Below are 24,553 nucleotides of genomic sequence, written 5' to 3' on the forward strand. Positions count from 1 at the left end.
GGCCTTCCTTTCAGGAAATATACGTATCGTACGCTGTTCTTTTGCTGATGCATTCTTTAGCCCGTTCGCGGTCTTCGGGTGTCTGGAAACTGATGACCAAAATTCCAAAAACGTCTTCACGGGTTTCCAAAATGCGCAGATTGACAATGCTGATTTGCTCTTCAGCCAAATAGCCGGTCAATTCGGAAATGCTTCCGGGAACATCCGGGATGTCGATGTATAAATCGTAGACGCTGTACATTGCCCCGTAGCCTGCAATCGGCAGTTCATCCCGCACCGATTTGGCGCGCTGGAAATACTCCTGGATCGGTTCCGGTTCATTCCGGACCAACAAGTCCCGGAGCTGCTCCATTTCATCCATCCAGTTGCTCAATTGCTGGACAATCATGCCGTTGTTCTGCGTAGTGATATCCCGCCACATTTCCGGATTGGACGAGGCAATTCGCGTGATATCCCGGAAACCGCCGGCTGCCAGCTGGCGCGCAAATGGGTACTCTTCTTCTTTAGCCAATTGGTGGACGAGCGACGCCGCAATCAAATGCGGAAAATGGCTGACAATAGCCGTCATATAATCATGTTCATCCGCTTTCAGCACTTCCACTTTCGCTTTTGTCACCGACAAAAGTTCTTTCAAAAAAGCGATGCTTTCTTCGCTGGTGTTCTCCAATGGCGTCAAAATATAGAAGGCATTTTCAAACAGCACTTCTTTTGCCGCTTCAACGCCGCTTTTGTGCGAACCCACCATCGGATGCCCGCCAATAAAAGCACGGTCCAATCCTTTGGCGGCTTCCATGATCTGGTGTTTTGTGCTGCCGGTATCTGTTAAGATGACCTCTTTTTTTAAATCCCAAAACTTGCTTTGCTCCATTAACTTGACGGTTGTGCCGACCGGAGTAGCAAAAACGATGACATCCGCTTCTGCGGCTGCCCTTTTAAGCGACGGAGGTGAGCTATGTATGATTCCCATTTTAAAAGCTTTTCTGGCTGTATGCGGGTCCGCGTCATAACCTGCCACGTGGACACCTTCGTGCCGCTGCAGTGCCTTTGCCAGGGACCCGCCAATCAAGCCAAGCCCGATAATCAGCACTTGAGCGTTCATAGCATCTTCGCCTCAGTGTTCCGAACCAGATCCGGACGCAGTTTTATAGCATCGTTCAAATAGATATGCTGAATTTCCTTTTGGGCTACATTGGTATTGACATGCATCATCACACGGATGCACAGCGGCAAACTGCCTGGTACATCCATTTCGTGCGTGCACATGACCGGTACATATGTCCAATCCTCAAGTGTCCGCACTGCTTTTGCCGGAAAAGCAGAAGCGATGTCTGTAGTCGTGGAGATGATAACCGATGCCACATCATCCGGTTCGATCCCGTTTTCCTTTGCCATTTCCAAAACAAGCCGGCTTGTTTCACGCAAAATTTCTTCCGGCTGATCAGCTCCAACTGTAATAGCCCCTCTAACTCCTCGGATCATTTCAACATCCCTCCTATTTTTTCACGCAATTGTCCATATGCCGTTTCCGCTGCTGCTTCATCAATCGTTTTCATATAAGGTTGTCCTGTTGTTTCCAACATTACAAAATTCAATGAGCCTTTGGATGATTTTTTGTCTTTTTTCATAAAGCCGACTACATCTTCAAATGAAATCTCCAAAATTTTCTCCAACGGATACCCGTTCACTTGGCACCAAGAAAGGAATTCTTCCGTGTGTGGATGTGCAGAGAGCGTTAAAGCATAAGCCATCCCCAGAGCGACGGCTTCCCCGTGGGTGATTTTCCCGTATCCAAGATGCGCTTCGACGGCGTGGGCCAAAGTATGGCCGAAGTTCAGATATTTTCTGACTCCGCCTTCAAATTCATCTTCTTCTACGATGGCAGCTTTTACTGCAATCCCCCGTTCCAAGTGAAACATCCAATCTTCATCCGTTAGTTCATTAAACGACTGGATTTTCAGCAATTCACCTAACCACGCTTCATTGGAAATGAACGCATGCTTGATCACTTCCGCCATGCCGGAGCGCACTTCCTGCTCGGGCAATGTTTTTAGGAACTGGATATTATAGAGCACTGCCGCCGGCTGGTAAAATGTGCCGATCATATTTTTTCCAAGTTCATGGTTGATGGCCGTTTTGCCGCCGACTGCGCTGTCGTGTGCAAGAATCGTCGTTGGAATCTGGATATAAGGTATGCCTCTCATAAAAGTCGACGCTACAAATCCAGCCACGTCTCCGGTTGCGCCTCCGCCGAAAGCCAGCAGAAGCGATTTCCGGGAACAGCCTTCCTTCAACAAAAAGCTATGGCAATCCATAAACGTCTGGACGGATTTTGCCTGTTCACCGGAAGGAATCAAAAACACGATGGCTTCATAAGGGTGCAAATGGGACAGCAGCGAATCCAGATGAAGTCCTGCAACTTTCTCATCCGCTAAAATGACGACGCGGTCAGCAGCATCCAATAATTCGCGGTATGCGTCCGTAAACAGTTTGAAAACGTCTTGACCGATATGGACCATGTACGGGTGATCGGCTTCAACTCGAAGTGCTTTCATATTTAGAACTCCTTTATGTAATTTAAGTAGTTCTGCAGATTTTCTTTCAGGCGCGGCATTTGGTCGGCGTCAAATTGTTCAAGCAAGGCATTCGCCACTTCCCACGCCACGACATGTTCGGCAACGATGGATGCTGCAGGAACTGCACAGCTGTCCGAGCGTTCGATGCTCGCCTGGAAAGGTTCTTTCGATTCAATGTCCACACTTTGAAGCGGTTTATACAATGTCGGAATCGGTTTCATGACGCCGCGGACGATAATTGGCATACCGGTTGTCATACCGCCTTCAAATCCGCCCAAATTATTCGTTTTGCGCGTATAGCCTGCGCCTTCTGCCCACTGGATCTCATCGTGCACTTCGCTGCCCGGTTTTCTGGCCATTTCAAAACCAAGGCCGAACTCCACACCTTTAAACGCATTGATGCTCATGACAGCAGCCGCTATTTTCGCATCAAGTTTGCGGTCATAATGGACATAGCTGCCAATTCCAGCCGGCATTCCTTCGACGATTACTTCAACGGTTCCGCCGATCGAGTCGCCGTTCTTTTTCGTCTCGTCAATCAAGTCGGTCATTTGCTGCGTTACAGAAGGATCTGCACAATAAACGGCATCATTTTCTACAATTTCACGAATTTCTGCCGCTGATTTTCCAAGGTAGCTTTCCGGATTCACTTTTATGCCACCAATTTCTGTTACATGGGCAATAATTTCCACGCCCAGCTGCGCAAGCAATTGTTTGGCTACCGCCCCAACAGCTACACGTACGGTTGTTTCCCGTGCAGAAGAGCGTTCCAGCACGTTGCGAAGGTCACGGTGGCCATATTTCATCCCGCCGTTCAAATCGGCATGTCCAGGACGGGGACGCGAAAGCTGGCGTTTCACTTCATCTGTATCTTCAATGGGCTCAATGCCCATAATATTCGTCCAGTGTTTCCAGTCATCGTTTTTCACCACTAACGCTACCGGTGAACCGAGCGTTTTGCCGTGGCGCACGCCTGACACAATTTCAACTGTGTCTTTTTCAATCTGCATTCTCCGGCCGCGTCCATGTCCGCCTTGCCGCCTTTTCAATTCTTTGTTGATCATTTCTGCAGTCAACGGCAATTGTGCCGGCAACCCCTCGATAATGGCCGTCAATTGCGGACCGTGTGATTCTCCTGCTGTTAAATAACGCATGACACTTTCTCCCTTCAACGCACTAAAGTATTTATGTATCACTATAACATATAGTATTTCATCAATTCTATCCCAAATTCAGATAAAGTGAAACTTCAATCAATTGGGAATTTTAACCTTCATCGTTCTTTCATTGATTGCCTCCCTGCTTTTTTAACTGTTATTGCGCAATAAAAAAACTGCCCTATAGATTGGGCAGTTGAGCAAGGAAACAAATGATTTCATATGTAAGACAGCTGAAACCGCATCAGAGGAGAAAATTTTGGATCCCCCGCCTCAGCCGAACGCTTTCTTCGTGCTGGAAGCAAGGGAAGAGAGAGCACTTCTTTATTCCTTGAATTTAGGCCGGTAAAAAGCCAAAATAAAAAAAGCAGCTAGGCTGCTTTTTTGTCCGGATTAGTTTACCCAGTTGTTGATTGTTTTTTCGTATGATACCAATTCTTCTTCTTTGAAGAACAAACCGATTTCGCGTTCAGCGCTTTCAGCTGAATCCGAACCGTGGATCATGTTTTTGCCGACAGTAACTGCGAAGTCGCCGCGGATTGTTCCTGGAGCTGCATCTTTAGGGTTTGTAGCGCCCATCATTTGACGTGCAGTCAAAATAACGTTTTCGCCTTCCCAAACCATTGCGAATACAGGGCCTGAAGTAATGAAGTCAACCAATTCACCGAAGAATGGGCGTTCTTTGTGCTCGCCGTAATGCTCTTCAGCCAATTCAGTTGGGATTTGCATCAATTTAGCACCCACCAAGTGGTAACCTTTTTTCTCAAAACGTGCTACGATTTCACCGATTACGTTGCGTTGAACGCCGTCAGGTTTAACCATCAAAAAAGTTTTTTCCATTATGAACACTCCTCTATTAAAAGCTCGGGCTTTTCGCCCACCTTAAAAAATACTATCAGTTTGGTGCTATTTGTCAACCGGCATCTTAAAACTTTCTTTTGCCAATGAAAAACGCAATTTTGCGCATGGTTTTATTGGCGTTGCCTTTTGGCAAATAAGCGAGTTCTTCCAGAGCTTTTTGCAAATAGCGTTCACTGATGGCTTTTGCTTCATCAATGGCCGTACTGTCGCGGATTGTTTTGACAATATGAAGGCGCTCAGGCTCTGTCAGTTCTTTGCCGAGATTATTTTTCAGCAGGCTGTATACTTCGGGATTTTTCCGGGCGCATAAAATCGGCAAGGTAATATTGCCTTGAATAAAATCGCTGCCCGCCGGTTTTCCAAGTTCCTCGTCTGTTGAGGTAAAATCGAGAATATCGTCGATGATTTGGAAAGACATGCCGATAAAATATCCGAATCTGCGGAGATGCGCAGCGGTCTTTTCATCCGTTCCGGATACCAATGCCCCCAGTTCACAGCTGCTGGAAATCAGCAAAGCGGTTTTCCGTTTAATGCGACGCAGATAATCCCGCAAATTCTGATCCAATTTGTATTTGTCCTCAATTTGAATGATTTCTCCCCGGCACACTTCAATCATCGTTTTCGAAAGAATATGGTGCAATTTCGGAGAATCGATTTCAGAAATATATTCCAAGGCACGGGCCAGGATAAAATCGCCCGTATACATGGCCACGCTGTTATTCCACTCTGCCTTCACCGTCGGCTTTCCTCTTCTGACTTCAGAGTCATCGATAACATCATCGTGCACAAGCGACGCCATGTGAATCAACTCCAAAGGCACGGCAACTTGCTTCATCACATCGATGTTGTAATTTCCAAATTTGCCTGCAAGCAAAACAAAAACAGGTCGGATCCGTTTCCCCCCGGCCTGCAATAAATGAAGAGAAGCATCGTTTAAAAGGAGAGATTCGGAATCCACTGCCTGTTCTAATTCTTTTTCAATCATATCCAACTCCGGTTTAAGGTCGGAATAGAGCAATTTCAGCTTCACCTTTTCCACTTAACAACCTTCTCCCGCTATTTTACTTTTTTGATCCCTAAATGCAGCGCTGCTGCGCCGCCAGTATAAGGTTTGTATTTCACTTTTTCAAAACCGACTTGCGCAAACAGCTTCGCCAATTGTTTCATGCCCGGGAAATCCTTTGCCGATTCCTGCAGCCATGAGTATTCTTTATAGCTTTTCGCGAATAACTTGCCAAATACCGGCATGATAAACCGGAAGTAAAAACGGAAAAACGGCTTGAACAATAGGTTATTCGGCTGTGACGTTTCAAGGCACGCAATCATGCCGCCCGGTTTTAGCACACGGTGCATTTCCGAAAGCACTTGTTCGTAATCAGGAACATTGCGCAGACCGAAACCGATTGTGGCAAAATCAAATGAATTGTCCGGAAACGGCAAGGACATGGCGTTTCCTTGGATCATTTGAACTTGCGGCATCTGTTTGGTTTTGTCGATTCCGACATTCAGCATATTCTGGCTGAAATCCAGGCCGACGACTTTGCCGTTTTCTCCCACAGCTTCGGCCAGGGCAATTGTCCAATCCCCAGTGCCGCAGCAAATGTCAATAGCAGCTGCCCCTTTTGGAACCTGCATTTTATCCATCGTGTCTTTGCGCCATTTGTTGTGCTGCTGGAAACTGATTACTGAATTCATCTGGTCGTAATTGTCCGAAATTTTTTCAAAAACTTCATGTACGCGTTGTTCTTTCGTTTTTTGCATGTCAGTCATCCTTCTCGGGTAAGCTGCTCAGCTCTATGCTGGTGCGGGGTTATTTGATGGAGCATAAAGTTCTTTAAGTCATAGTTGAAATTATAGGAATTGATGGTGAGCGAAATCTGGTCATGCAAGATATCCAGTTTCTCCAGAAGCCACCGCTCTGTATGCAGCGGATGCTGAAGAGTTTCATTCAACGCACGGATAATGCGCGTTTCGCTGCCGCCTTGCAGACATTCCAGCTCATCTTTGTAGCGGATGTAGCTGAGCATCAAAGTCGCCAAAGGCGTATAGTTATCAAAACCATAGAAATTATAGAATGTAGCCAATAATTCGGTTTCAATCTGCTGCACGGAGCGATCAAGTTCGGCGGTCGTCCGTTCTAAGCCGTCATGAAACGACGCCTTTTTTTCGCTCACTTTAATGATCGCTGTTGCTAAGCGCTGAATCATTGTTATGTTGTTTAAGTTTGCCAGCATCTGATAATAAATGCCGCTGTAAAAATCGCCTGCCAGTACAGTTAACTGCTGTTTCTTTGTTGCGGAAGCATTTTCTTTGACTTGGTCATGGGCATGAAGCGCAGCATAAACAATCGAAACCGTTTTTGCTGATGCCTCTATTTCACCCGACCAATGTTTTTCGTCAAAATAAGGCAGCAACAAAAAAAACAAACGTGCCCGTTCAACTGATGGACCTTCTGTGAATTTCTCGAGAGTCCGCTGTTTGACAGCTCTTAAGACATCGATTTCCATAGAAGTGATTTTTGAATGTATTAGTTGTTCATTCATCCTGCTTGCTCCATTCATGATTTAGCCATATTACCATAGTATATCATAAGCAAAGGCTTGCCTTCATCCAATAACGCCTATTTTTTCGCTTCGCTTTCTACTATGCCATGGGCTGTTTGAATTTCTGCTTTGCCACGAATTTTCATAGCTGACGTATGTTCCGTAAACTGCGCTATCATCACTTCACCTGTATCCAGCTTCTCCGTATGGTGAAATTTTGTATCGTTGCCGCGAGTTAAACCGATCACGTTGACGCCATCTTCTAATGCGCGAATCACAATGTATTCTGTCTGTGCCATATTCCCACCCGCTTCTTCTAAAAAATAGTTGTATTACTTCATATTGATATACGTAATGATTTCTGAACGTTTAATGTCATCGGTCTCCAAAACGCCCCGAGACACCGCAGTAATCGTTTTAGCACCTGGTTTTTTGATGCCGCGCATGGTCATGCACATATGCTCGGCTTCCACCATAACAAAAACGCCATGGGGATTTAATGTCTCCATCAACGAATCGGCAAGCGTCGATGTGATCCGCTCCTGCAGTTGCGGGCGCTTTGCCACCGTTTCGACTGCACGGGCCAATTTGCTCAATCCGGTTACTACCCCATCCCGTGGAATGTAAGCAATATGGGCTTTACCGAAAAACGGCACTAAGTGATGCTCACAAGTCGAGTAAAAAGGTATATCCTTGACCAGCACCATTTCCTCATGCCCTTCATGGAAAACCGTGCTGAAGTAATCCTTCGGGTCTTCTTTTAAACCAGAAAAGATTTCGGCGTACATCTTAGCGACGCGTTTCGGCGTATCCAGCAATCCTTCTCTGCCCGGATCTTCTCCAACCGCTTCCAGAATCATGGCAACCGCTCTTTCAATCTTGTCTAAATCCACTTTTTTAGAATCTATATCTATCACATTGTTTCCTCCTGTTAAAGACGAATCTTCAGTTATCCTGTTTCAGCCATCTGGACTTCACTTCCCGGCAATGGCAAATAGCAGGTTGCTTCTTGAGCGAAGGCGAAGAACATGATGAGCAAAGGCAGGTGTTTTCGGCTGCCGCAGCCGATTAGGTTTTCTGCGTTTTTCTCACCTGAATCGTAGCATATAAACAGACCCAACCGCAAAATTGTAGGCTTAAAAAAAGAATGGCTTTTACGTGAAAAGTCACGAAAAAGCCATTCTATGTACTGCACTGAAGATTATTTCACTGCGTCTTTAAGCGCTTTACCTGGCTTAAATGCAGGAACTTTGCTAGCAGCGATTTCGATTTCAGCACCCGTTTGCGGGTTACGGCCTTTGCGTGCTGCGCGTTCGCGTACTTCAAAGTTACCAAATCCTATTAATTGCACTTTGTCACCTTGAGTTAGAGCGTTTTGAATCGCCTCAAATGCAGCGTCAACTGCTTTCGCAGCATCTTTACGAGAAAGTTCAGCTGCTTCAGCAACAGAGTTCACTAATTCTGTCTTGTTCATGCTATTCACCTCCTCTCAAAGGGGATGCATTCCTTCAATCCTGTAAAAAGAGTATCATATCGAAAATGGCATAGCAACCACTAATAGCGCGGTTCTGCAATAAAACATGCAAATAATGGTGATATTTCCCTAAATACTTACATTTTACTGCAAAATCGCTTTAAACCGCGCCATTACTCACTCTTAAAGACAGGTTCATTATTTTCGTCTACGGTGTAAGGAAGTGAATAAGCTGGAACAATCGGGCTGGTTTCATACAGCAAAAAACGGATATCTTGTCCAGGTTCCAAGGTGCCTTCATAGTTTTGAAGAGCTTCATACAGGTCCATCGAGTAGTCAACGAACACTTCGCCTTTGCCGTTTACCACAAAGGGCAAATTCTTGCCGCTATACGGACTGGTTACCGTCTGCTCTTCCTGAAAGCCCATTGCTTTGTAATTAAGTTTGTAGACATTATCATCGATGATCTCAGCAATCGGCGCTTTTCCGCCATTGGCACTTTTCCGGATGTTAATCGTGCGGATTGCTTCAGTAAGGCGCAAATCCACCAATTTCACAGTCGGATTTTCTTCAACGTCCATTAAGACATACTGGAAAATGCCGCCTGACTCATAGGCATTTGGCGGGATTTCCGATAAATAGGCCGGAGAAATTTTAGAAAAATCAATTGGGTATTTGATGTATTGATCGACGTCCATATCCCGGGTCTTGATTGGCAGCAATCCGCTGCTCGCTCCCCGGAACTGGTTCACTGCATTTTGCACAGAAATGATCTGATCTTCATAAGGGATCTGATTTTCCGCGCGTTCACTTTCCGGGAACATGCATCCGCTCAACAACAATACGCTGATTAACAGCGTAATCGCTAATAATCCTTTTTTCATTTTTATCACCTCAAGCGCCGCCTGTCGGCCCGCTAAGTATTATGAAAACCATGATAAAGAATCCAAGTATCAAAAGAATATAAGCCGTTAATGCAAAAAGGAATTTCAATATGCCGTTGTTTAATTTATATCTGCTTAAATAAATCAGTCCCATAGAAACCATTAAAAAAGCAATACCCGCAAAGGAGACCCACATCTTGTCCAAAGAACTCATAATTGACCGCCTTTCGTTCTGTTTCACCCCGTATTATAGCATAAAGAAAGAAGAGGCCGCGGAGCTGAACCTCTTCTTTTGTGACAATTATAGTAAGTTAATTAAATCTTCCATTTCGTTTTTCTTCATGCGCCCCATCAGCCTTTCGACTGCTTCGTCTGTCGAGATATCCTCAAAGAGGACCGCGTACAGCGCAGCAGTGATCGGCATCGGCACATCGTGTTTTTTGGACAATTGATAGGCCGCTTTTGTGGTGCGGATCCCTTCAACTACCATGCCCATTTCTTCGAGCACTTCGTCAATCGACTTCCCTTTTCCAAGCATATTGCCGGCGCGCCAGTTGCGTGAATGGACACTTGTACACGTGACGATCAAGTCTCCGACGCCTGAGAGCCCGGAGAACGTTAGAGGCGTCGCACCCATCTTGACGCCTAAGCGGGCGATTTCAGCAAGCCCACGCGTCATCAGAGCCGCTTTGGCGTTATCTCCGTAACCCAAACCGTCTGTGATGCCAACGGCCAAGGCGATAATATTTTTCAAAGCACCGCCGATTTCCACTCCGATAACATCAGTATTGGTATAGACGCGGAAATAATTATTCATGAACAGATCCTGGATGCGCTCCGCTGCTTTCGTATTTTCACAAGCAGCCGTAACGGTCGTCGGATGTTCAAGAACCACTTCTTCGGCATGGCTTGGTCCGGAAAGGACCACCACATCTTCGATCCATTGTTCCGGAATTTCTTCCCGGATCATTTCGCTGATGCGCTTCAAGGAATCCGGTTCAATTCCTTTGGAAACATGCACAAACAAGGCTTTTTTGTTCAGGTGCTCTTTTATATTGGCACAAACTTCGCGAATCGCTTTTGTCGGCACTGCCAGCACATAAACATCCGAATGGCCAACGGTTTGCCGCAAATCAGCCGTCGCCTTTAAGTTATCAGGCAGCTGAATATTTTTTAAATAACGGTTGTTTGTATGGTTGTTAATTTCTTCAGCCTGCTCTGCCCGGTGGGTCCAGAGCAGAAGGTCATGGCCATTTTGTGCAAGCACATAGCTTAAAGCGGTTCCCCAGCTGCCTGCTCCAAAAACTGATACTTTTTCCATTTTGTTACCACCTTTCACCTTTTATGTCCGAGCGCGCGTAATCAGCCGAAGCGGTGTTCCTTCAAAATCAAAGCTTTCGCGGATTCGATTTTGCAGGAATCGCTCATAACTGAAGTGCATAAGCTCCGGTTCATTGACGAACACCACAAAAGTAGGAGGCTGGATGGCCACTTGCGTTGCGTAGTATACACGCAGTCGGCGGCCTTTATCTGTTGGTGCCGGGTTCATCGCTACAGCATCTTCAAGTACTTCATTTAAAATACTTGATTGAATGCGTCTTGAGTGGTTGTCGTTTACACGGTTTACGATATCAAGAATGTTATGGACACGCTTGCCGCTTACAGCCGATACAAACATGATTGGCGCATAGTCAAGGAACAAGAAATGTTCCCGTATTTTACGGGTCATGACGTTCATGGTTTTCTCGTCTTTTTCGACGGCATCCCATTTGTTCACGACTATGATGACCGCTTTGCCGGCTTCATGTGCGTAGCCCGCAATTTTTTTGTCTTGTTCCTGGATGCCTTCTTCTGCATTCAGGACAACTAAAACAACGTCGGAGCGTTCAATGGCACGTAGGGCACGCAGTACACTGTACTTTTCTGTAGTTTCATACACTTTCCCTTTTTTGCGCATGCCGGCTGTATCGATGATGACATATGGCTGCCCGTCGTACTCATATTGAGTATCAATGGCGTCGCGTGTCGTTCCGGCAACATCGCTGACGATCACGCGCTCTTCGCCTAAAAAGGCATTGACAAGCGATGATTTCCCGACGTTCGGACGGCCGATCAAAGAGAATTTAATGACGTCATCCGGATACTCATCCTCATCATCCTGCGGGAAGTTTTTCGCTACTTCATCCAGCAAATCCCCTAATCCAAGTCCATGTGAACCTGAAATTGGGAAAGGTTCGCCCATTCCCAGAGTATAAAAATCATAAATAAGATGGCGCATGTCCGGGTTGTCGACTTTGTTGACGGCTAAAATAACCGGTTTTTTTGTCCGGTATAATATTTTGGCCACTTGCTCGTCTTGCGCCGTAACTCCGTCACGTCCGTTGACCAGAAAGATGATCACGTCTGCTTCGTCCATGGCAATTTCCGCCTGCTGGCGAATTTGTTCCAAAAACGGCTCGTCTCTTAAATCGATGCCGCCTGTGTCGATGATATTGAATTCATGTGTTAGCCAATCTGCCGAACTATAGATGCGGTCCCGTGTTACTCCTGGAATATCTTCCACGATGGATACACGTTCCCCGACCACGCGATTAAAGATCGTGGACTTCCCAACGTTCGGCCGGCCAACGATTGCTACTACCGGTTTTGACATAATAATTTCATCCTTCCACTTCTAATATCCCTATTATACACGAAAAAGGTGATGGCATCTTGTAAATGTCCATCACCTTAAAAGGTGTAATATTCAGTTTTTCTTCCGGTTGGCATATATCGATGGCTCATAGCCCCGCATCGCCAAATAATGGTGAAGCTCCCCCGTGATGATCACCGGGCAATTTTCCAATTCCGCAATGGATTTCGCTCCCAGTGCAGTCATCATCATTTGTAGATCTTCGGTCAGCGACTCGATTTCAGAAACCAGCCGGCTTTCGCCATGCTCAACGGCCATTTTTAAAAATGAACCCGCCAGCCCTGCTGCATTGGCCCCCAGCATGAAAGCTTTGATCATATCCTGGGCACCTCGGATGCCGCCGGATGCCAATACGGTTTTTGGGAAAGCCTTTTTTGCTTCGATAATGGCCGCTGCTGTCGGAACTCCCCATTCTTGGAAATAAGAGAGTTTGCGCGCCCGCCGCTCATTTTCGATTGCCGCAAAATTGGTTCCGCCGTAGCCGCTGACATCAATCGCTGCAATTTGGGTCCCAGCCAGCTTTTCGGCCGCTTCCCTGGAAATGCCGAATCCCGTTTCTTTGACGATGACCGGAACAGAAAGGTTTTCAGCTATTTCGGCAATGCGTTCCATAGCCCCTTTAAAATCACGGTCACCTTCCGGCATTGTCAACTCCTGGATTACATTCAAATGAATCTGAAGCGCATTAGCTCCAATCATCTCCACGGCATCTTTTGCTTGCTGAACAGTTGCTTCGCTGCCTAGATTGCCCATGAGGAATCCATGAGGATTTTCTTTCCGGACAATTTCGTAGGAAGCCCGTTCATTTGCGTCTTTAATCGCTGCCATCTGAGAACCGACAGCCATGGCGATGCCTGTCTCTTTCGCAGCCCGCGCGAGCATTCCGTTCAATTTTTCGGTCTGGCTGCCACCGCCGCCTGTCATGGCATTAATAAAAACAGGTGATTCTAATTTCAAATCACCTGTCTCAGTATGAATGCTGATATCCTCTACTCCAAGGTTTGGCAATGCCTGGTGAATAATGCGTACATCATCAAACAAAGCTCCAGCACTTTGGCCTGTAGATAGTGCATATTGAATATGGTCCATCTTCCGTTCAGCTCTCGACATTTATTCGGACTTAAATCCTTTTAATTTGTCGCCGATTACATCACTGATAGAAAAGCCACTGGATTCTTCCGGCATTTCATAATTGGAATAATCTTGTTCTTTCTCTTTTTCCTGAAGTTCTTTAATGCTGAGTGACAGGCGTTTATCAGCTTTATTCACTTCCAGTACTTTTACTTGGACTTCTTGCCCTTCAGAAAGCACTTCATTTGGAGTTGCAATATGCTTGTGGGCAATCTGCGAAATGTGCACCAGTCCTTCTACCCCCGGAAGCACTTCAACGAATGCGCCGTAGCTGACAATCCGTTTCACTTTTCCATCATGAACCGATCCTTTTGGCGCTTTTTCTTCAATGGCATCCCAAGGCCCTGGAAGCGTGTCTTTGATCGACAAGGAAATACGTTCAGAATCCCGGTCTACTGAAAGAACCTTGACGGTTACTTCCTGCCCTTCTGTTACAACATCCGAAACTTTCTCGACATGTTCATGCGATAACTGGGAAATATGGACAAGCCCGTCCACTCCGCCAATATCCACAAACGCACCGAAAGATGCAATACGCTGCACTTTGCCTTTCAACACATCGCCTGCATGAATGGTGTCCATCACTTCTTCTTTTTGTGATTCTTTTTCCAATTCCACGACGGCGCGGTGGGAAAGAATTAAGCGGTTGTTCTCTTTTTCCATCTCCACGATTTTAAATGTCATAACTTTGCCTTTGTAATCTTCAAAGGATTCCACGAAATAATCTTCCACAAGTGAAGCAGGTACAAATCCGCGAACCCCAAGATCCACCACAAGTCCGCCTTTTACAACATCCTTCACTTCAGATTCAATGATTTCGCCAGACTCAAACTTTTTCTCCAACTCGTCCCATGCCTGTTCGGCATCGACTTTGCGTTTCGACAAAACAAAGTTTTCGTCTTCTACTTTGGTAATGACTAAATCTAGTTCATCACCGACCTGAACTGAATCTGATGCTTTCTCGATGTGTAGGCTCGACAACTCGCTGATCGGAATTACCCCATCAAAAGGCGCTCCTTCAATTGTTACAGTTACAGCTTTTTCTTCTATGTTCGTAACAATACCTTTTACGCGATCTCCTGTTTGGAAGTCGCGGTTTTCCATCTCGTTCATTTCCTCAGACATAAGTAGCCCTCCTTCACAAACTATCCACTTTCTATTTTATTCGAATTCTCTAATAAAAACAAAAAATATCACTTATTTTTGCTATATTCATCCAGAATTTCTTGAATGCTGCTCATAATGACTTCGGTCACTTCTTCGGCAGATGCTCTTCGTTCCCGGTAAGGGTCCATTAAAATCGGTTTGCCATAGACAACCCGCACTTTTCTAAACATCTTATAAGGCCCGATGATCGCGCAAGGCACAACATCCGCATTGCCCCGAAGCGCGAAAAATCCGGCTCCGCTCAACCCTTTTTTCAAGACGCCGTCTGTCGATCTTGTACCTTCCGGAAACAAGCCGACCACTTCTCCGCTTTTCAGCACTTTTAATGCCGTTCTTAAAGCTTCGCGGTCACTCATTCCCCGTTTAACAGGAAAGGCATTTACTTTCGGCAAAATTGGTCCAAGGACCGGAAGTTTAAACAGTTCTTCCTTTGCCATGAAATGGACCGTTCTCGGCGCAGTCATTCCGACGACAGGAGGATCCAGTGCATTAATATGGTTGGAACAAAGAAGAACTCCGCCTTCTTTTGGAAAATGCTCAGTGCCAAGCACTTCAAAACGATAAAGAGGATGCAACGCTGTTTTTACCAATGTTTTTCCAACTGCATATAAATTCACGTTAGCTCAACCTTTCTCCTGCAAGTCTTAAAATCTCCGCTGCCGCTTCCCGGATGGTCAATGAAGTCGTATCAAGGTAAATCGCATCATCCGCTTGGCGGAGAGGAGAAACTTCCCGTTCACTGTCCATTTGATCACGTTTTGCGATTTCCCCTTGGAGTTCTTCAAGAGGCGTATGGATATTGCGTTTTTTATTTTCTTCGAAGCGGCGGCGCGCCCGTTCTTCGACGCTGGCAGACATGAACACTTTCAATTCCGCTTTCGGCAGTACATCCGTGCCGATATCGCGGCCATCCATCACAACCCCGCGCCCTTCAGCGAGCTGCTGCTGCAGTTTCACCATTTGCAGGCGAACGGATTCGTGCGCAGCCATTTCAGAAACTGATCCTGTTACTTCCTGTGAACGGATCGCTTCTGTCACATTCTGTTGATCCAGGAAGACCAGCTGGCCATTTTCGGACGGCTGTAAATCGATGGCTGTCTTTGCCAGTAATTCTCCTGCCGCTTCATTGTCCGAAAGATCGATGCCTTCGTTTAACGCCTTTAAAGTAATGGCGCGGTACATCGCACCCGTATCGATATAAATATACCCCAATTGTTCTGCAACAATTTTCGCTATTGTACTTTTTCCGGCAGCCGCAGGGCCGTCCAGAGCGATTTGAATTGATTTCGTCAAAAAAGTCACCTCATCATATGTATTCATCATATTTTATCACAGAAAAGCGTAAGCGCCTATCAAGCTCTGACGGGCGTAAGACGATTTGGCGAATCGGCGTTTTTTCAGCCGCACAGCCGAAGCGGCTTACGACCCAAGGAGCTAGGCGCTGAAGCTGGACACTAGAAAAGCAGAGACGGACATGTAGATTCGACAGGCATAAGACAAACCGGCGGAGTGGCGTTCTTTGCCACACAGCCGGGATGGCTTATGACCCCGTAAATCTGGCCATTGCAGCTGGACAACTTAAAAATTACAGTCAAGGCTATTAAGCCCCATACCCTTTACCCAAAATTTAAACAAAAAAAAGCCTTGGGCTGCAAGACTTTTTAAAGGCAGAATTTAATATACATTATGGGTGCAAGGAGGAATTATTATGGTAATGGGTCAGTGAGAGTTGATGGGCTTGTTTCACTTTTCTTAAGGCAAACCACCACAAAAACAGCATAAACGGAATGACGCCATACGACAAATTCGTATTAATGTACAATATCGAATTGTAGATCAAGTGCAGCGACATAGAGCTGACAAACGCAAAAGCCAGCCAAATCGGTCCGTTCGTCCCTTTTGTAAATTTGGCTCTGCCTAAATAGTAGCCCATTACCACTCCGAACAGCGCATGGCTTGAAACCGGCAGAAATGCCCGGATAAACGCAGTTTCCAGCCCAAACTCCATTAAGTACAGCACATTTTCAACAGTGGCGAATCCGAGAGACACACTGGCGCCATATAAAATGCCATCATACGGGTCTTCGAAATCGACATGCCGGTAGACAGCGATAATCAGGACTAGCCATTTGAAAAATTCTTCTAAAACACTTGGAAATAACACTTTTTGGTTGAAGACCTGCTCAAAGACACCTTCAAACTCAAAAACATATTGAATAAACATAATCGGGAAAGTCAATACCGCGCCGTATATAAAAGATTGAAACAACAGCTTGGAAGGCTCAGCAGCAAATTGATCACGCAAATAAAAATAACTGAACAACGCCAGACTTGGAGCAATTGCAACTGTCAGTAGAATTATCATATGCCTGCTCCTTTGCTTAAGTCCTATTCCATCATCAACAAACAGGATGATCGCCGGCTCTCCAAATGGAAAATCAGCTGATCGTAAATTTCCGATGGAATTATGCGGCAATCAGCAAGGACAAATCCACCTAACCAATTGACGTTTCTCTTAATTATAGCACGGAACAATGGTAAATATTATCCATTTTTTAATTTAATTCGAGCGAATTTATTTATTGAATGTATTAATGTCCACTTCTTTTGCCAACGATAAAACAACAGCCAACTTGATGCGCGCTTTTTTGCTGTCATAATCGCTTCCAAGCAGGACGCCTTTCAACATCAAATCGTGGGCACTTCCCGGATAGCTATAGCTTGGATAGGATTTGCCTTCTTCTGCACTGGTGGTCAGGACGACCGTTATCCCTTTTTGGACAGCCCGCTCAATCGCTTCCACCATATGAGGCGAAACCTGTCCGCGGCCCGCGGCTTCCAAAATAATTCCCGCCGTTTCACCTTCGGCCAGCAGATCAATCATATGCCCATCCTGGCCGGAATAACACTTGATAATTTCCACTCTTGGCAGCCGGGCCCCTACTTGATGGACTTCATGGGAAATCGGTTTTTGGTAGACACTGACTACGTCATTATCAATAATCCCAAGATAGCCGTGGCCGAACGAGTCAAACCCCTGGAGATTGCTGGTATGTACTTTTTTAACGTATTTCGCTGTGTAAATCCGCTCATTAAAGACGACCACCGTGCCAACGCCTTTTAAATTCTCATCGACCGATACATAAATGGAGTTCCGCAGATTCGAGTAGACGTCTGTTCCAACTTCATCGGGTGATCTTTGCGATCCCGTCACCACAATTGTTCGGTCATCGCTGATTGTTAAATCCAGAAAATAAGCCGTCTCTTCCAAAGTATCCGTGCCATGGGTGACAACAATCCCATCCACCGTTTCATCAGCCAGTTCGGTTTGGATCGCTTCCCTAAGCTGGAGCATTTTATCGAAGCCGATATGCATGCTCGGCAATTGAAAAACATCAATCACCTTTACTTCTATTTCTTCCGGCAATTGGCACAATGCAGCCAGTTCCCGGCCTGAAATTGCGCCGGATTTCAACAACCCCTTGGATACTTCTTTGCTTGCAATAGTTCCTCCTGTGGTAATCAAAGACACTTTTTTATTCATAAACCAACACCCTTTCTCCACCCTATTTTACACCATCGCCTCTAGGAACCAATATATTTTTCCTTTTAAAAACAAGAAAAAGCGCACTTAGCGTACGCTTTCCTTGTCTGCAATTGCATCTGCTATTTGCTCACCGTGAAAACGACCGTTTTCAATGAAAATGGAGTTAGCATTGTTGCCGGCAGCGATCACTCCTGCAATATACAGATTCTCTGTCTCCGTTTCCATTGTTTCTTCATCAAAGATGGGGCAGCCCGTTTCGTCGTCGATGGCAATACCGATATTTCTCAAGAATTTATGATCCGGGTGATAGCCGATCATCGCAAAGACAAAATCATTCGGAATCGTTTCTTTCGTATCGTTGACGGTCAGCTCGACTTCCCGCTCGCCAATCTTGTCCACCATCGAATCGAATAGCATCGTGATTTCGCCATTACGGACTAAGCTGTCAAATTCGGGCAAAATCCAAGGCTTGATGCTTTTGGAATAACTTGTGCCATGATAGGACACGGTGACGCGGCTTCCGGCTTTATGCAATTCAAGTGCAGCATCCACTGCCGAGTTCTTGCCGCCGATCACTAAAACGTCCTGGTCAAAATAAGGATGGCCTTCCTTAAAATAGTGCATCACTTTCGGCAAATCTGCGCCTTCCACGTCAAGCTTGTTCGGATTGTCGTAATAACCGGTGGCCGCTATGACATATTTTGCGCGATAGGTGTTTTTAGTTGTGCGGATGGTGAAGTCCTGCTCTTTTTCTACTGCCAAAACAGTTTCAAACGGCCGGACCTCCAGCCCGCTTCGCTTCACCACTTCCCGGTAATACACCAAAGCCTGGTTGCGCTTTGCTTTCCGGTCTTCCGTTATAAACGGAATATCCCCGATCGACAGTTTTTCACTGGAGCTGAAAAACGTCTGATGGGTCGGATAATTGTATATCGCATTGACGATATTTCCTTTTTCGATAACAATCGGCCGAATGCCCACTTTTTGAAGGGCTATCGCTGCGGCTAGTCCACATGGCCCTCCGCCGATAATCAGTGCATCTACATTTTCCATTCTAAAACCTCTCCCACAATCAGAATCTCTCTTTAGCATAGAAGATTCTTTTTAGTGCTGACAATCAAAAACACTTGGGTATTTGAAAAGGAGCCCAGCTGCTATTAAGAATCTGACGATTTCGGCCGGATAGTGTAGATATGGTATTGCGCCTCTGCATCTAAACGGAGAGGCAGCTTGGTGGTCCCGTATCCGTTGCTGACGAGCTCGATTTTGCCGTTTGTTTCCCGAAAATGCCCTTTTTCTGTGATCCCAAAACGCCCGAGCCGTATCTGGCCGCCATGAGTATGGCCGGCAAGCAAAAAATCAGCCGGATAATTTTCTCTGACATATTTGAATATGGAAGGAGTATGCGATACAAATAGGACGGTGTCTTCCGGTTTAACCCCTGAAAAAGTTTTTGAAACTGCATCTTTTTCATAAATAAAGTAATCCAGGCCCGCCAGTTTCAAATGCGGATTGCCAAACAACGTCACCCATTCATTTTCCAAAACAGTCACTTTATATTTTTTAAAAAGTTGGCGCAGCGCTTCTTCCCCTACATGCCGGTCATGGTTGCCCCAGACAAAGTACAATGCGCCCAGTTCGCTGAGCACTTGTAAATTACGTTCAATGCGGCTTAGCGGCACGCCTTTCTCTGCCAGGTCGCCGCCAATGATGACCATGTCGACGGGATGAGCTGCCAAGTTCCCATATAATGTTCTTCTGTGAATATCCGAGATGAACATTAATCGGAACGGCTTGAACGGGTGTTTGGCTGGCAATTCCACTGTCTCGCTTTTTAAATTTTGCTGATAAGCATTGCGGAACATAAAAAGAAGCAACGCCAGCGCTGCCAGCATGCTTTTATAAATCCATTTCATCTGAAAAATCCTTTCAATTTAAATAAAGAGGCAAAGCAGAGCGCTGCTTGTGCCTCTTTATGTTTGTTTAGTCAATCAGTCTTCAGAGATATCCAATACGCGGAACCCTGATTTTTCAAGTTCTTTCACAAAACGTTCCACGTTGTCCTTTTTCTTGATTTTAAGGACGATTCGTCGTACCACTTTATCCGTTTCATCAAAAGTAACCAATGAAATTACTGCTTCCTTGAACTTTTCAATTATATCACCTAATCGGCCGATGCGGCCTTCCGACTCTACGGAAGTAAACGTAATGCGCACACCTTCTTTTTCCATTCCAAATGCACTTTGCAGCTGGTTCATCACGTCAAAACGCGTGACAATGCCGAGCAAATCGCCATTTTCGACAACAGCGATAATTGGAAAATCGTTCAATTCCACAATTGCTTTCTCAAAAACGTCATCGAGATGCAAATAGACGCCCTGGTTAACCATTACGTCGCCGACTTTAGTCGTACTGACAAACTCTTCTTTGCTTTTGCCGGAAAGGAAAAACGCACGATATACGTGATACCATGTGAAAATACCTTTGTATGTGGTGCCTTCCAACACCGGAAGCGCATCTATTGTGTGCTGTTCAAGCAAATCCAGTCCAATTTGGACCGAATCATCCATTTTAACCGTATGGCATTTTTCTCTTTTGACCATTACACTTTTTACAAACATCCAGTTCACCTCTGCCTTTTCTATGCGTTATCAATAATTACTTCGCCGTCACAATTATGTTTCCCTCTTTTATGGCAAAATTAACGTCCGGCCGACGGTTAATTCATTTGAGGATAATCCGTTCGCCTGCTTGATCTTCGCAACGCCTGCATTGGCTCCGGCAGCACCGTATGTATTTACGGCAATTCGGTAAAGTGTCTCGCCTGGCTGCACCACATGGGTTTTACCAGAAGCATTTTTCTTTTCCTCGGCTTCTTTTTCAGCTTTGGCTTTTGCTTCAGCCTCCGCTTTCGCCTTTTCTTCTGCTTCAGCTCTTGCTTTCGCCTCGGCTTCCGCTTGGGCTTTCGCTTTTGCTTCAGCTTTCGCTTTTGCCTCGCTTTGGGCTTTAGCCTCTGCTTCCGCTTGAGCTTTGGCTTTTGCCTCGGCTTCAGCTTTTGCTTTCGTTTCTGCTTCAGCTTTCGCGTCGGCGTCAGCTTTTGCTTTTGCTTTTGCAGCAGCTTCTTTTTCAGCTTTTTCTTTTTCAGCAGCAGCTTTTTCTGCTGCTTCTTTTGCTTGTTTTTCTTCTTTCTTCTTGTCTTCTTCTGCATCAGCAAGAACACCTGCGTTATCAGACGGTGAAGGGTTTGTATCCAAGGTGACTTGATCGTTCACGGCGCTGGTTGTCAATGTGTCATCTGGCTCATACACAACGGCCAAGTATATAAGAAGTGCTACAGGGAGTAAAATAAACATGAAAAATAGGGAAGGCAGCAGTACATTCTTTCGTTTTTTCGGCTTCTTTTTGACCGTATTCGCTTTGCGGTAAGCCTTTCTAGAAGCTGCTGTACTGCTTTGAATTGCAATTTCCTGGCGTCCTTTTTCAATTGCTTCACGATAATTTTGTTTTCCCATAGTCGACTACCCCTATCTGCTCTAATAATTCCATTATGCCGAAAAATTCCCTTTTTGTAAATGTCATTTTCCGAAAATTGTCATTAAGGCAATAGTGCATTTAGACGATTTTGCCAGCTCTCAAGTACTACTTTCTGCGGTTTCTCCAGGCGCTTGCCAAAAACACTATAATCAATGCCGTCATTCACGCAGCAATTCTCGGGCTTTCCTTTCAAGTGCTGGTCAAAGCACTCGATGATATACTCCCGGATGCAGCTTTGGAGATTGACCAATTTCTTCATTTTATCCACTTGCTTGATTTTTTCCCTTTGAAGAAATTCCATTTGGCGCAAGGTTTCGGATTCGCTCAACCGGCTCAGCCAATAAGCAATGACGCGCAATGCAGTTTCTCTCACGATGCCGTCAGCCACCAATTGGTCTGCGCCGGCTGGATGGGAAGCGACTTGCTGGATTTCATGCCGCGTCGGCAATTCGTCCATAACAAGGCTTTGCAGCAAGCCTTCATCGCCTTCTGCATAAAGCAAAGTGGCAAGCGCCGCTTCGCCGTCACGCCCCGCTCTTCCTACTTCCTGGACATACCCTTCAACAGAAGTGGGCAATTGAAAATGCACGACGTGCCGGATGTTTGAAATATGGACGCCCATGCCGAATGCATTGGTCGAGCAAACCCAGTCCAATTCACCGTTCTGGAATTGCTGCTGCACAAACACGCGGTCTTGGTGTTCCATTCCGCCATGATAGTACGAAGCGGAAATTCCCTGGTCCATCAAAATAGCGGCAAGTTCCTGCGACTTTCTACGCGTTCCGGCATAAATGATTCCCGGGCCTGCACTTTTGCGGACAAAAGACGTGAGCCATTCCAACTTCTGCCGAGAATCCTCGAATTTCTTTATATCATAGACAATATTTTTCCGGTCCATCGAATGCTTATATATAAAAGGCTCATCAAGTTTTAAATATGCTTTGATTTCCTGGGTAACTTTTTCTGTTGCTGTAGCGGTCAGTGCCAGCACTTGCGGAAACTTCAAGATCGGAAGGATTTCCGCAATGCGGAGATAATCCGGCCGAAAATCAAATCCCCATTGCGAAATGCAATGGGCTTCATCTGCAACAAGCAAAGAAACGCAGATTTTTTCCAATTGTTTTTTGACAAAAGGCTGGACCAGCATCTCCGGCGAGATGAAAATAAAACGGTAACTGCCAAGTGTCTGCCAAATTTTCTCTCTTTCCTGTGGTTTCAAAAAGGAGTTGATGGCCACTACAGACTTCTCCCCCATTTTTTTCAACTGGGCAACTTGGTCTTGCATCAGCGACAGCAATGGCGAGACGACCAGTACCGTGCCTGGCAGAATATGTGCAGGCAGCTGATAGCACATCGACTTCCCCATGCCGGTCGGCAAAAGCGCAACCACGTCTTTGCCTTTTATGACCTGTTCAATCACTTCCCGCTGTCCGGGCCGGAATGAAGAAAAGCCGTAGGCGGAAAAAAGCACTTCTTCTAATTTCATGGCTGGTCCTCCCTTAACGCAAGCGCCAGACGGATTTGGAAATATGTCGCGTCCGGAAGCTCCTCTTTTATATCTCTTAAGCGCTTCGTGTTTCTTTTTTTGCTGACGTTCACAATTTGTTCATACATGGCTGACGTCATGAAAGGCGTAAAATTGAAAAAGGGGTCATTCATCGCAAGCTCCACGAAATGGTCTTCGATGGTACTGGTTTTCAATTGGCGGATTGCAGCAATTTCAGCCAAGGAAAGGCCCCTTTCGAACAACTTCTCTGTCCGCTGGGTCGACTCGGTCAAAACCGACCGCTGAATGACTTGGTCAAGCAATGGGGAAAGCATCGAAAATCCGTTCCCCTCCAGCACATCAAGCCAAGCATGCAAAGCTTCTACTGACGCTAATTGAACGTCCAGGACATGCAAATCATGCGTTAAAGCAATCTGCTCCCACGTCATCCCGCTCCACCCAAGGCCCGTTAAACGCTGCATCAGAACCATTTTTGAGCGTTCTTCGACATCCGCAGACTCCAGGCTTTCCATCATTTCCGCTTTAAAGCGGGCGACAGAAGCCGGGTCCCGAAAGTTGATCTTTTTCAAATAATGTTTGACCCACGACTGCAGGTCTTCTGCGTTATGTACCGGATCGAATCGGTTAGTCTGCTGGCTTGTATAAGATAGAGTCTGGACGATTAAAGACAAACGGTTCAAAAAGACAGCTTCGTTGCCTCTGTATTTCCAGCCATTGAGCGTTGTTTCCGGCATCGCCTGAGCCAAAGCTTTATCCGTCAAATCGATCACCTGATCATTGTCTCTTAGCAGCTGACGGGCAAATAAGTTCCGGATCACTTCATCGTAAAGATGCTTTTCCAGATTTGGCATAACTGCGAAATACGGGTGGAGCCGGTAATAACCGACATCCTGGATGGTTTGGCCTGATTTCTTTCCTTTGATCAAATGGAAAGGAGAAGAGATGGTGCGTTCCAAATTTATGGCTTTCATGATGGTAATAACAAGCTCCTCGAATAACAAGAGCGGCCCCCCTAGCGTTTTTTGGTTGAAAAACATGGCAAACACCTTTAGAATGAATTACGGTAGTATAACTGAACTTGTTCGGAGATAAAGGAGAGGAAAATAATTATGGCTAAGTATACCATTGTCGATAAGGATACTTGTATCGCTTGTGGCGCCTGCGGAGCAGCAGCTCCAGACGTTTACGATTATGACGACGAAGGAATTGCGTTTGTTATTCTAGATAATAACATGGGAACAGAGCAAGTTCCAGATGAACTAGAGGAAGATATGGAAGATGCGTTCGAAGGTTGCCCAACCGATTCGATCAAAGTAGCAGACGCTCCATTCGACGGAGACCCTCTTAAATATGAAGATTGATTTGAAACTTTAAAACAGGCGTTCACGAAAGCAAAGATGCTTTCGTGAACGCCTGTTTTGCATGTCAGCCTGTTTTTGCGGCTAAAAAAACTGAGCAGGAATTCAATCTTCCCGCTCAGCCT

At 45.8% G+C, this 24,553-nt stretch carries 28 protein-coding genes; 1 reads left to right on the forward strand and 27 read right to left on the reverse strand.

Annotated features, from left to right (window positions below):
• Window positions 1–10: 10 nt before the first annotated feature.
• The 27 genes from QWY22_RS11895 to QWY22_RS12025 all read right to left on the reverse strand — a co-directional run bounded on the left by QWY22_RS11895 (window position 11) and on the right by QWY22_RS12025 (window position 24,071).
• Entirely contained in the window at window positions 11–1,099 is a 1,089-nt protein-coding gene (locus QWY22_RS11895) for a prephenate dehydrogenase (RefSeq protein WP_300981088.1), read from the reverse strand.
• Window positions 1,096–1,479 carry a chorismate mutase gene (gene aroH, locus QWY22_RS11900; RefSeq protein ID WP_300981089.1) on the reverse strand — a complete coding sequence of 128 codons (384 nt, stop codon included), beginning with the start codon at window positions 1,477–1,479 and terminating at the stop codon, window positions 1,096–1,098. Before aroH ends, QWY22_RS11895 begins: the two co-directional genes overlap by 4 nt.
• Window positions 1,476–2,552: a 3-dehydroquinate synthase gene (gene aroB, locus QWY22_RS11905; RefSeq protein WP_300981090.1), complete on the reverse strand. Its 1,077-nt coding sequence runs from the start codon at window positions 2,550–2,552 to the stop codon at window positions 1,476–1,478. The genes aroH and aroB overlap by 4 nt, the downstream gene beginning before the upstream one ends.
• 2 nt (window positions 2,553–2,554) lie before the next feature.
• Window positions 2,555–3,727, reverse strand: a complete 1,173-nt coding sequence (aroC, locus tag QWY22_RS11910; RefSeq protein WP_300981091.1) for a chorismate synthase — start codon at window positions 3,725–3,727, stop codon at window positions 2,555–2,557.
• A gap of 396 nt (window positions 3,728–4,123) precedes the next feature.
• Entirely contained in the window at window positions 4,124–4,570 is a 447-nt protein-coding gene (gene ndk / locus QWY22_RS11915) for a nucleoside-diphosphate kinase (protein WP_036801903.1), read from the reverse strand.
• Between the two features lie 85 nt (window positions 4,571–4,655).
• Entirely contained in the window at window positions 4,656–5,621 is a 966-nt protein-coding gene (gene hepT, locus QWY22_RS11920) for a heptaprenyl diphosphate synthase component II (protein WP_367281311.1), read from the reverse strand.
• Window positions 5,622–5,647: 26 nt separating this feature from the next.
• Window positions 5,648–6,352, reverse strand: coding sequence for a demethylmenaquinone methyltransferase (locus tag QWY22_RS11925; RefSeq protein ID WP_300981093.1), 705 nt, complete (start codon window positions 6,350–6,352; stop codon window positions 5,648–5,650).
• Window positions 6,353–6,357: 5 nt separating this feature from the next.
• Window positions 6,358–7,134, reverse strand: a complete 777-nt coding sequence (locus tag QWY22_RS11930) for a heptaprenyl diphosphate synthase component 1 (protein WP_300981094.1) — start codon at window positions 7,132–7,134, stop codon at window positions 6,358–6,360.
• A gap of 77 nt (window positions 7,135–7,211) precedes the next feature.
• Window positions 7,212–7,433 carry a trp RNA-binding attenuation protein MtrB gene (mtrB, locus tag QWY22_RS11935; RefSeq protein WP_036801894.1) on the reverse strand — a complete coding sequence of 74 codons (222 nt, stop codon included), beginning with the start codon at window positions 7,431–7,433 and terminating at the stop codon, window positions 7,212–7,214.
• A 33-nt stretch (window positions 7,434–7,466) separates the two neighbouring features.
• Window positions 7,467–8,051 (reverse strand): GTP cyclohydrolase I FolE, encoded by a 585-nt coding sequence (gene folE / locus QWY22_RS11940; protein WP_300981095.1) that lies wholly within the window; start codon window positions 8,049–8,051, stop codon window positions 7,467–7,469.
• A gap of 284 nt (window positions 8,052–8,335) precedes the next feature.
• Window positions 8,336–8,608, reverse strand: coding sequence for an HU family DNA-binding protein (locus QWY22_RS11945; RefSeq protein ID WP_036801889.1), 273 nt, complete (start codon window positions 8,606–8,608; stop codon window positions 8,336–8,338).
• Between the two features lie 173 nt (window positions 8,609–8,781).
• Entirely contained in the window at window positions 8,782–9,492 is a 711-nt protein-coding gene (locus QWY22_RS11950; protein WP_300981096.1) for a YphF family lipoprotein, read from the reverse strand.
• A 10-nt stretch (window positions 9,493–9,502) separates the two neighbouring features.
• Window positions 9,503–9,706, reverse strand: a complete 204-nt coding sequence (locus QWY22_RS11955; protein ID WP_300981097.1) for a DUF2768 domain-containing protein — start codon at window positions 9,704–9,706, stop codon at window positions 9,503–9,505.
• Window positions 9,707–9,793: 87 nt separating this feature from the next.
• On the reverse strand, window positions 9,794–10,813 hold the full coding sequence (locus QWY22_RS11960; protein WP_300981098.1) for an NAD(P)H-dependent glycerol-3-phosphate dehydrogenase: 1,020 nt from the start codon (window positions 10,811–10,813) through the stop codon (window positions 9,794–9,796).
• Window positions 10,814–10,834: 21 nt separating this feature from the next.
• The gene (gene der, locus QWY22_RS11965; protein ID WP_300981099.1) at window positions 10,835–12,145 is read right to left on the reverse strand and encodes a ribosome biogenesis GTPase Der; all 1,311 of its coding nucleotides are present in this window, start codon (window positions 12,143–12,145) and stop codon (window positions 10,835–10,837) included.
• 93 nt (window positions 12,146–12,238) lie between these two features.
• Window positions 12,239–13,273 carry a type 2 isopentenyl-diphosphate Delta-isomerase gene (fni, locus tag QWY22_RS11970; RefSeq protein ID WP_300981100.1) on the reverse strand — a complete coding sequence of 345 codons (1,035 nt, stop codon included), beginning with the start codon at window positions 13,271–13,273 and terminating at the stop codon, window positions 12,239–12,241.
• A 21-nt stretch (window positions 13,274–13,294) separates the two neighbouring features.
• Entirely contained in the window at window positions 13,295–14,440 is a 1,146-nt protein-coding gene (gene rpsA / locus QWY22_RS11975) for a 30S ribosomal protein S1 (protein WP_300981101.1), read from the reverse strand.
• 68 nt (window positions 14,441–14,508) lie between these two features.
• Window positions 14,509–15,099: a lysophospholipid acyltransferase family protein gene (locus tag QWY22_RS11980; RefSeq protein WP_036801875.1), complete on the reverse strand. Its 591-nt coding sequence runs from the start codon at window positions 15,097–15,099 to the stop codon at window positions 14,509–14,511.
• Window position 15,100: 1 nt separating this feature from the next.
• Window positions 15,101–15,775, reverse strand: coding sequence for a (d)CMP kinase (gene cmk, locus QWY22_RS11985; RefSeq protein WP_300981102.1), 675 nt, complete (start codon window positions 15,773–15,775; stop codon window positions 15,101–15,103).
• 391 nt (window positions 15,776–16,166) lie between these two features.
• Window positions 16,167–16,847 carry a glutamic-type intramembrane protease PrsW gene (gene prsW / locus QWY22_RS11990; RefSeq protein ID WP_036801873.1) on the reverse strand — a complete coding sequence of 227 codons (681 nt, stop codon included), beginning with the start codon at window positions 16,845–16,847 and terminating at the stop codon, window positions 16,167–16,169.
• Between the two features lie 210 nt (window positions 16,848–17,057).
• A complete protein-coding gene (locus tag QWY22_RS11995; protein WP_300981103.1) occupies window positions 17,058–18,026 on the reverse strand; it encodes an asparaginase in 969 nt (322 codons plus the stop codon).
• A gap of 87 nt (window positions 18,027–18,113) precedes the next feature.
• A complete protein-coding gene (locus tag QWY22_RS12000; RefSeq protein WP_300981104.1) occupies window positions 18,114–19,082 on the reverse strand; it encodes a YpdA family putative bacillithiol disulfide reductase in 969 nt (322 codons plus the stop codon).
• A 104-nt stretch (window positions 19,083–19,186) separates the two neighbouring features.
• Window positions 19,187–19,945, reverse strand: a complete 759-nt coding sequence (locus QWY22_RS12005; RefSeq protein ID WP_300981106.1) for a metallophosphoesterase — start codon at window positions 19,943–19,945, stop codon at window positions 19,187–19,189.
• A 75-nt stretch (window positions 19,946–20,020) separates the two neighbouring features.
• Entirely contained in the window at window positions 20,021–20,650 is a 630-nt protein-coding gene (locus QWY22_RS12010) for a CBS domain-containing protein (RefSeq protein ID WP_300981107.1), read from the reverse strand.
• Between the two features lie 69 nt (window positions 20,651–20,719).
• Entirely contained in the window at window positions 20,720–21,541 is an 822-nt protein-coding gene (gene tolA / locus QWY22_RS12015; protein WP_300981108.1) for a cell envelope integrity protein TolA, read from the reverse strand.
• Between the two features lie 83 nt (window positions 21,542–21,624).
• The gene (locus QWY22_RS12020; protein ID WP_300981109.1) at window positions 21,625–23,049 is read right to left on the reverse strand and encodes a RecQ family ATP-dependent DNA helicase; all 1,425 of its coding nucleotides are present in this window, start codon (window positions 23,047–23,049) and stop codon (window positions 21,625–21,627) included.
• Complete coding sequence (locus tag QWY22_RS12025; RefSeq protein ID WP_300981110.1) at window positions 23,046–24,071, reverse strand: YpbB family protein; 1,026 nt, start codon at window positions 24,069–24,071, stop codon at window positions 23,046–23,048. Before QWY22_RS12025 ends, QWY22_RS12020 begins: the two co-directional genes overlap by 4 nt.
• A gap of 108 nt (window positions 24,072–24,179) precedes the next feature.
• On the opposite strand from QWY22_RS12025, the gene QWY22_RS12030 reads away from it, so the two are divergent.
• On the forward strand, window positions 24,180–24,431 hold the full coding sequence (locus tag QWY22_RS12030; protein WP_036801855.1) for a ferredoxin: 252 nt from the start codon (window positions 24,180–24,182) through the stop codon (window positions 24,429–24,431).
• The last annotated feature ends 122 nt before the right edge of the window (window positions 24,432–24,553 follow it).

Source organism: Planococcus liqunii (assembly GCF_030413595.1).
Lineage (GTDB): Bacteria > Bacillota > Bacilli > Bacillales_A > Planococcaceae > Planococcus > Planococcus liqunii.

Coding starts and splice junctions, on each gene's coding strand:
- aroC (WP_300981091.1), bottom strand. CDS start 3,727: ATGCGTTATTTAACAGCAGGAGAATCACACGGTCCGCAATTGACGGCC.
- QWY22_RS12005 (WP_300981106.1), bottom strand. CDS start 19,945: ATGAAATGGATTTATAAAAGCATGCTGGCAGCGCTGGCGTTGCTTCTT.
- QWY22_RS12030 (WP_036801855.1), top strand. CDS start 24,180: ATGGCTAAGTATACCATTGTCGATAAGGATACTTGTATCGCTTGTGGC.
- ndk (WP_036801903.1), bottom strand. CDS start 4,570: ATGGAAAAAACTTTTTTGATGGTTAAACCTGACGGCGTTCAACGCAAC.
- prsW (WP_036801873.1), bottom strand. CDS start 16,847: ATGATAATTCTACTGACAGTTGCAATTGCTCCAAGTCTGGCGTTGTTC.
- fni (WP_300981100.1), bottom strand. CDS start 13,273: ATGGACCATATTCAATATGCACTATCTACAGGCCAAAGTGCTGGAGCT.
- aroB (WP_300981090.1), bottom strand. CDS start 2,552: ATGAAAGCACTTCGAGTTGAAGCCGATCACCCGTACATGGTCCATATC.
- QWY22_RS11895 (WP_300981088.1), bottom strand. CDS start 1,099: ATGAACGCTCAAGTGCTGATTATCGGGCTTGGCTTGATTGGCGGGTCC.
- tolA (WP_300981108.1), bottom strand. CDS start 21,541: ATGGGAAAACAAAATTATCGTGAAGCAATTGAAAAAGGACGCCAGGAA.
- QWY22_RS11930 (WP_300981094.1), bottom strand. CDS start 7,134: ATGAATGAACAACTAATACATTCAAAAATCACTTCTATGGAAATCGAT.
- QWY22_RS11955 (WP_300981097.1), bottom strand. CDS start 9,706: ATGAGTTCTTTGGACAAGATGTGGGTCTCCTTTGCGGGTATTGCTTTT.
- QWY22_RS12010 (WP_300981107.1), bottom strand. CDS start 20,650: ATGTTTGTAAAAAGTGTAATGGTCAAAAGAGAAAAATGCCATACGGTT.
- QWY22_RS12000 (WP_300981104.1), bottom strand. CDS start 19,082: ATGGAAAATGTAGATGCACTGATTATCGGCGGAGGGCCATGTGGACTA.
- QWY22_RS11925 (WP_300981093.1), bottom strand. CDS start 6,352: ATGCAAAAAACGAAAGAACAACGCGTACATGAAGTTTTTGAAAAAATT.
- QWY22_RS11995 (WP_300981103.1), bottom strand. CDS start 18,026: ATGAATAAAAAAGTGTCTTTGATTACCACAGGAGGAACTATTGCAAGC.
- QWY22_RS11950 (WP_300981096.1), bottom strand. CDS start 9,492: ATGAAAAAAGGATTATTAGCGATTACGCTGTTAATCAGCGTATTGTTG.
- rpsA (WP_300981101.1), bottom strand. CDS start 14,440: ATGTCTGAGGAAATGAACGAGATGGAAAACCGCGACTTCCAAACAGGA.
- QWY22_RS11960 (WP_300981098.1), bottom strand. CDS start 10,813: ATGGAAAAAGTATCAGTTTTTGGAGCAGGCAGCTGGGGAACCGCTTTA.
- der (WP_300981099.1), bottom strand. CDS start 12,145: ATGTCAAAACCGGTAGTAGCAATCGTTGGCCGGCCGAACGTTGGGAAG.
- mtrB (WP_036801894.1), bottom strand. CDS start 7,433: ATGGCACAGACAGAATACATTGTGATTCGCGCATTAGAAGATGGCGTC.
- QWY22_RS11945 (WP_036801889.1), bottom strand. CDS start 8,608: ATGAACAAGACAGAATTAGTGAACTCTGTTGCTGAAGCAGCTGAACTT.
- aroH (WP_300981089.1), bottom strand. CDS start 1,479: ATGATCCGAGGAGTTAGAGGGGCTATTACAGTTGGAGCTGATCAGCCG.
- QWY22_RS12020 (WP_300981109.1), bottom strand. CDS start 23,049: ATGAAATTAGAAGAAGTGCTTTTTTCCGCCTACGGCTTTTCTTCATTC.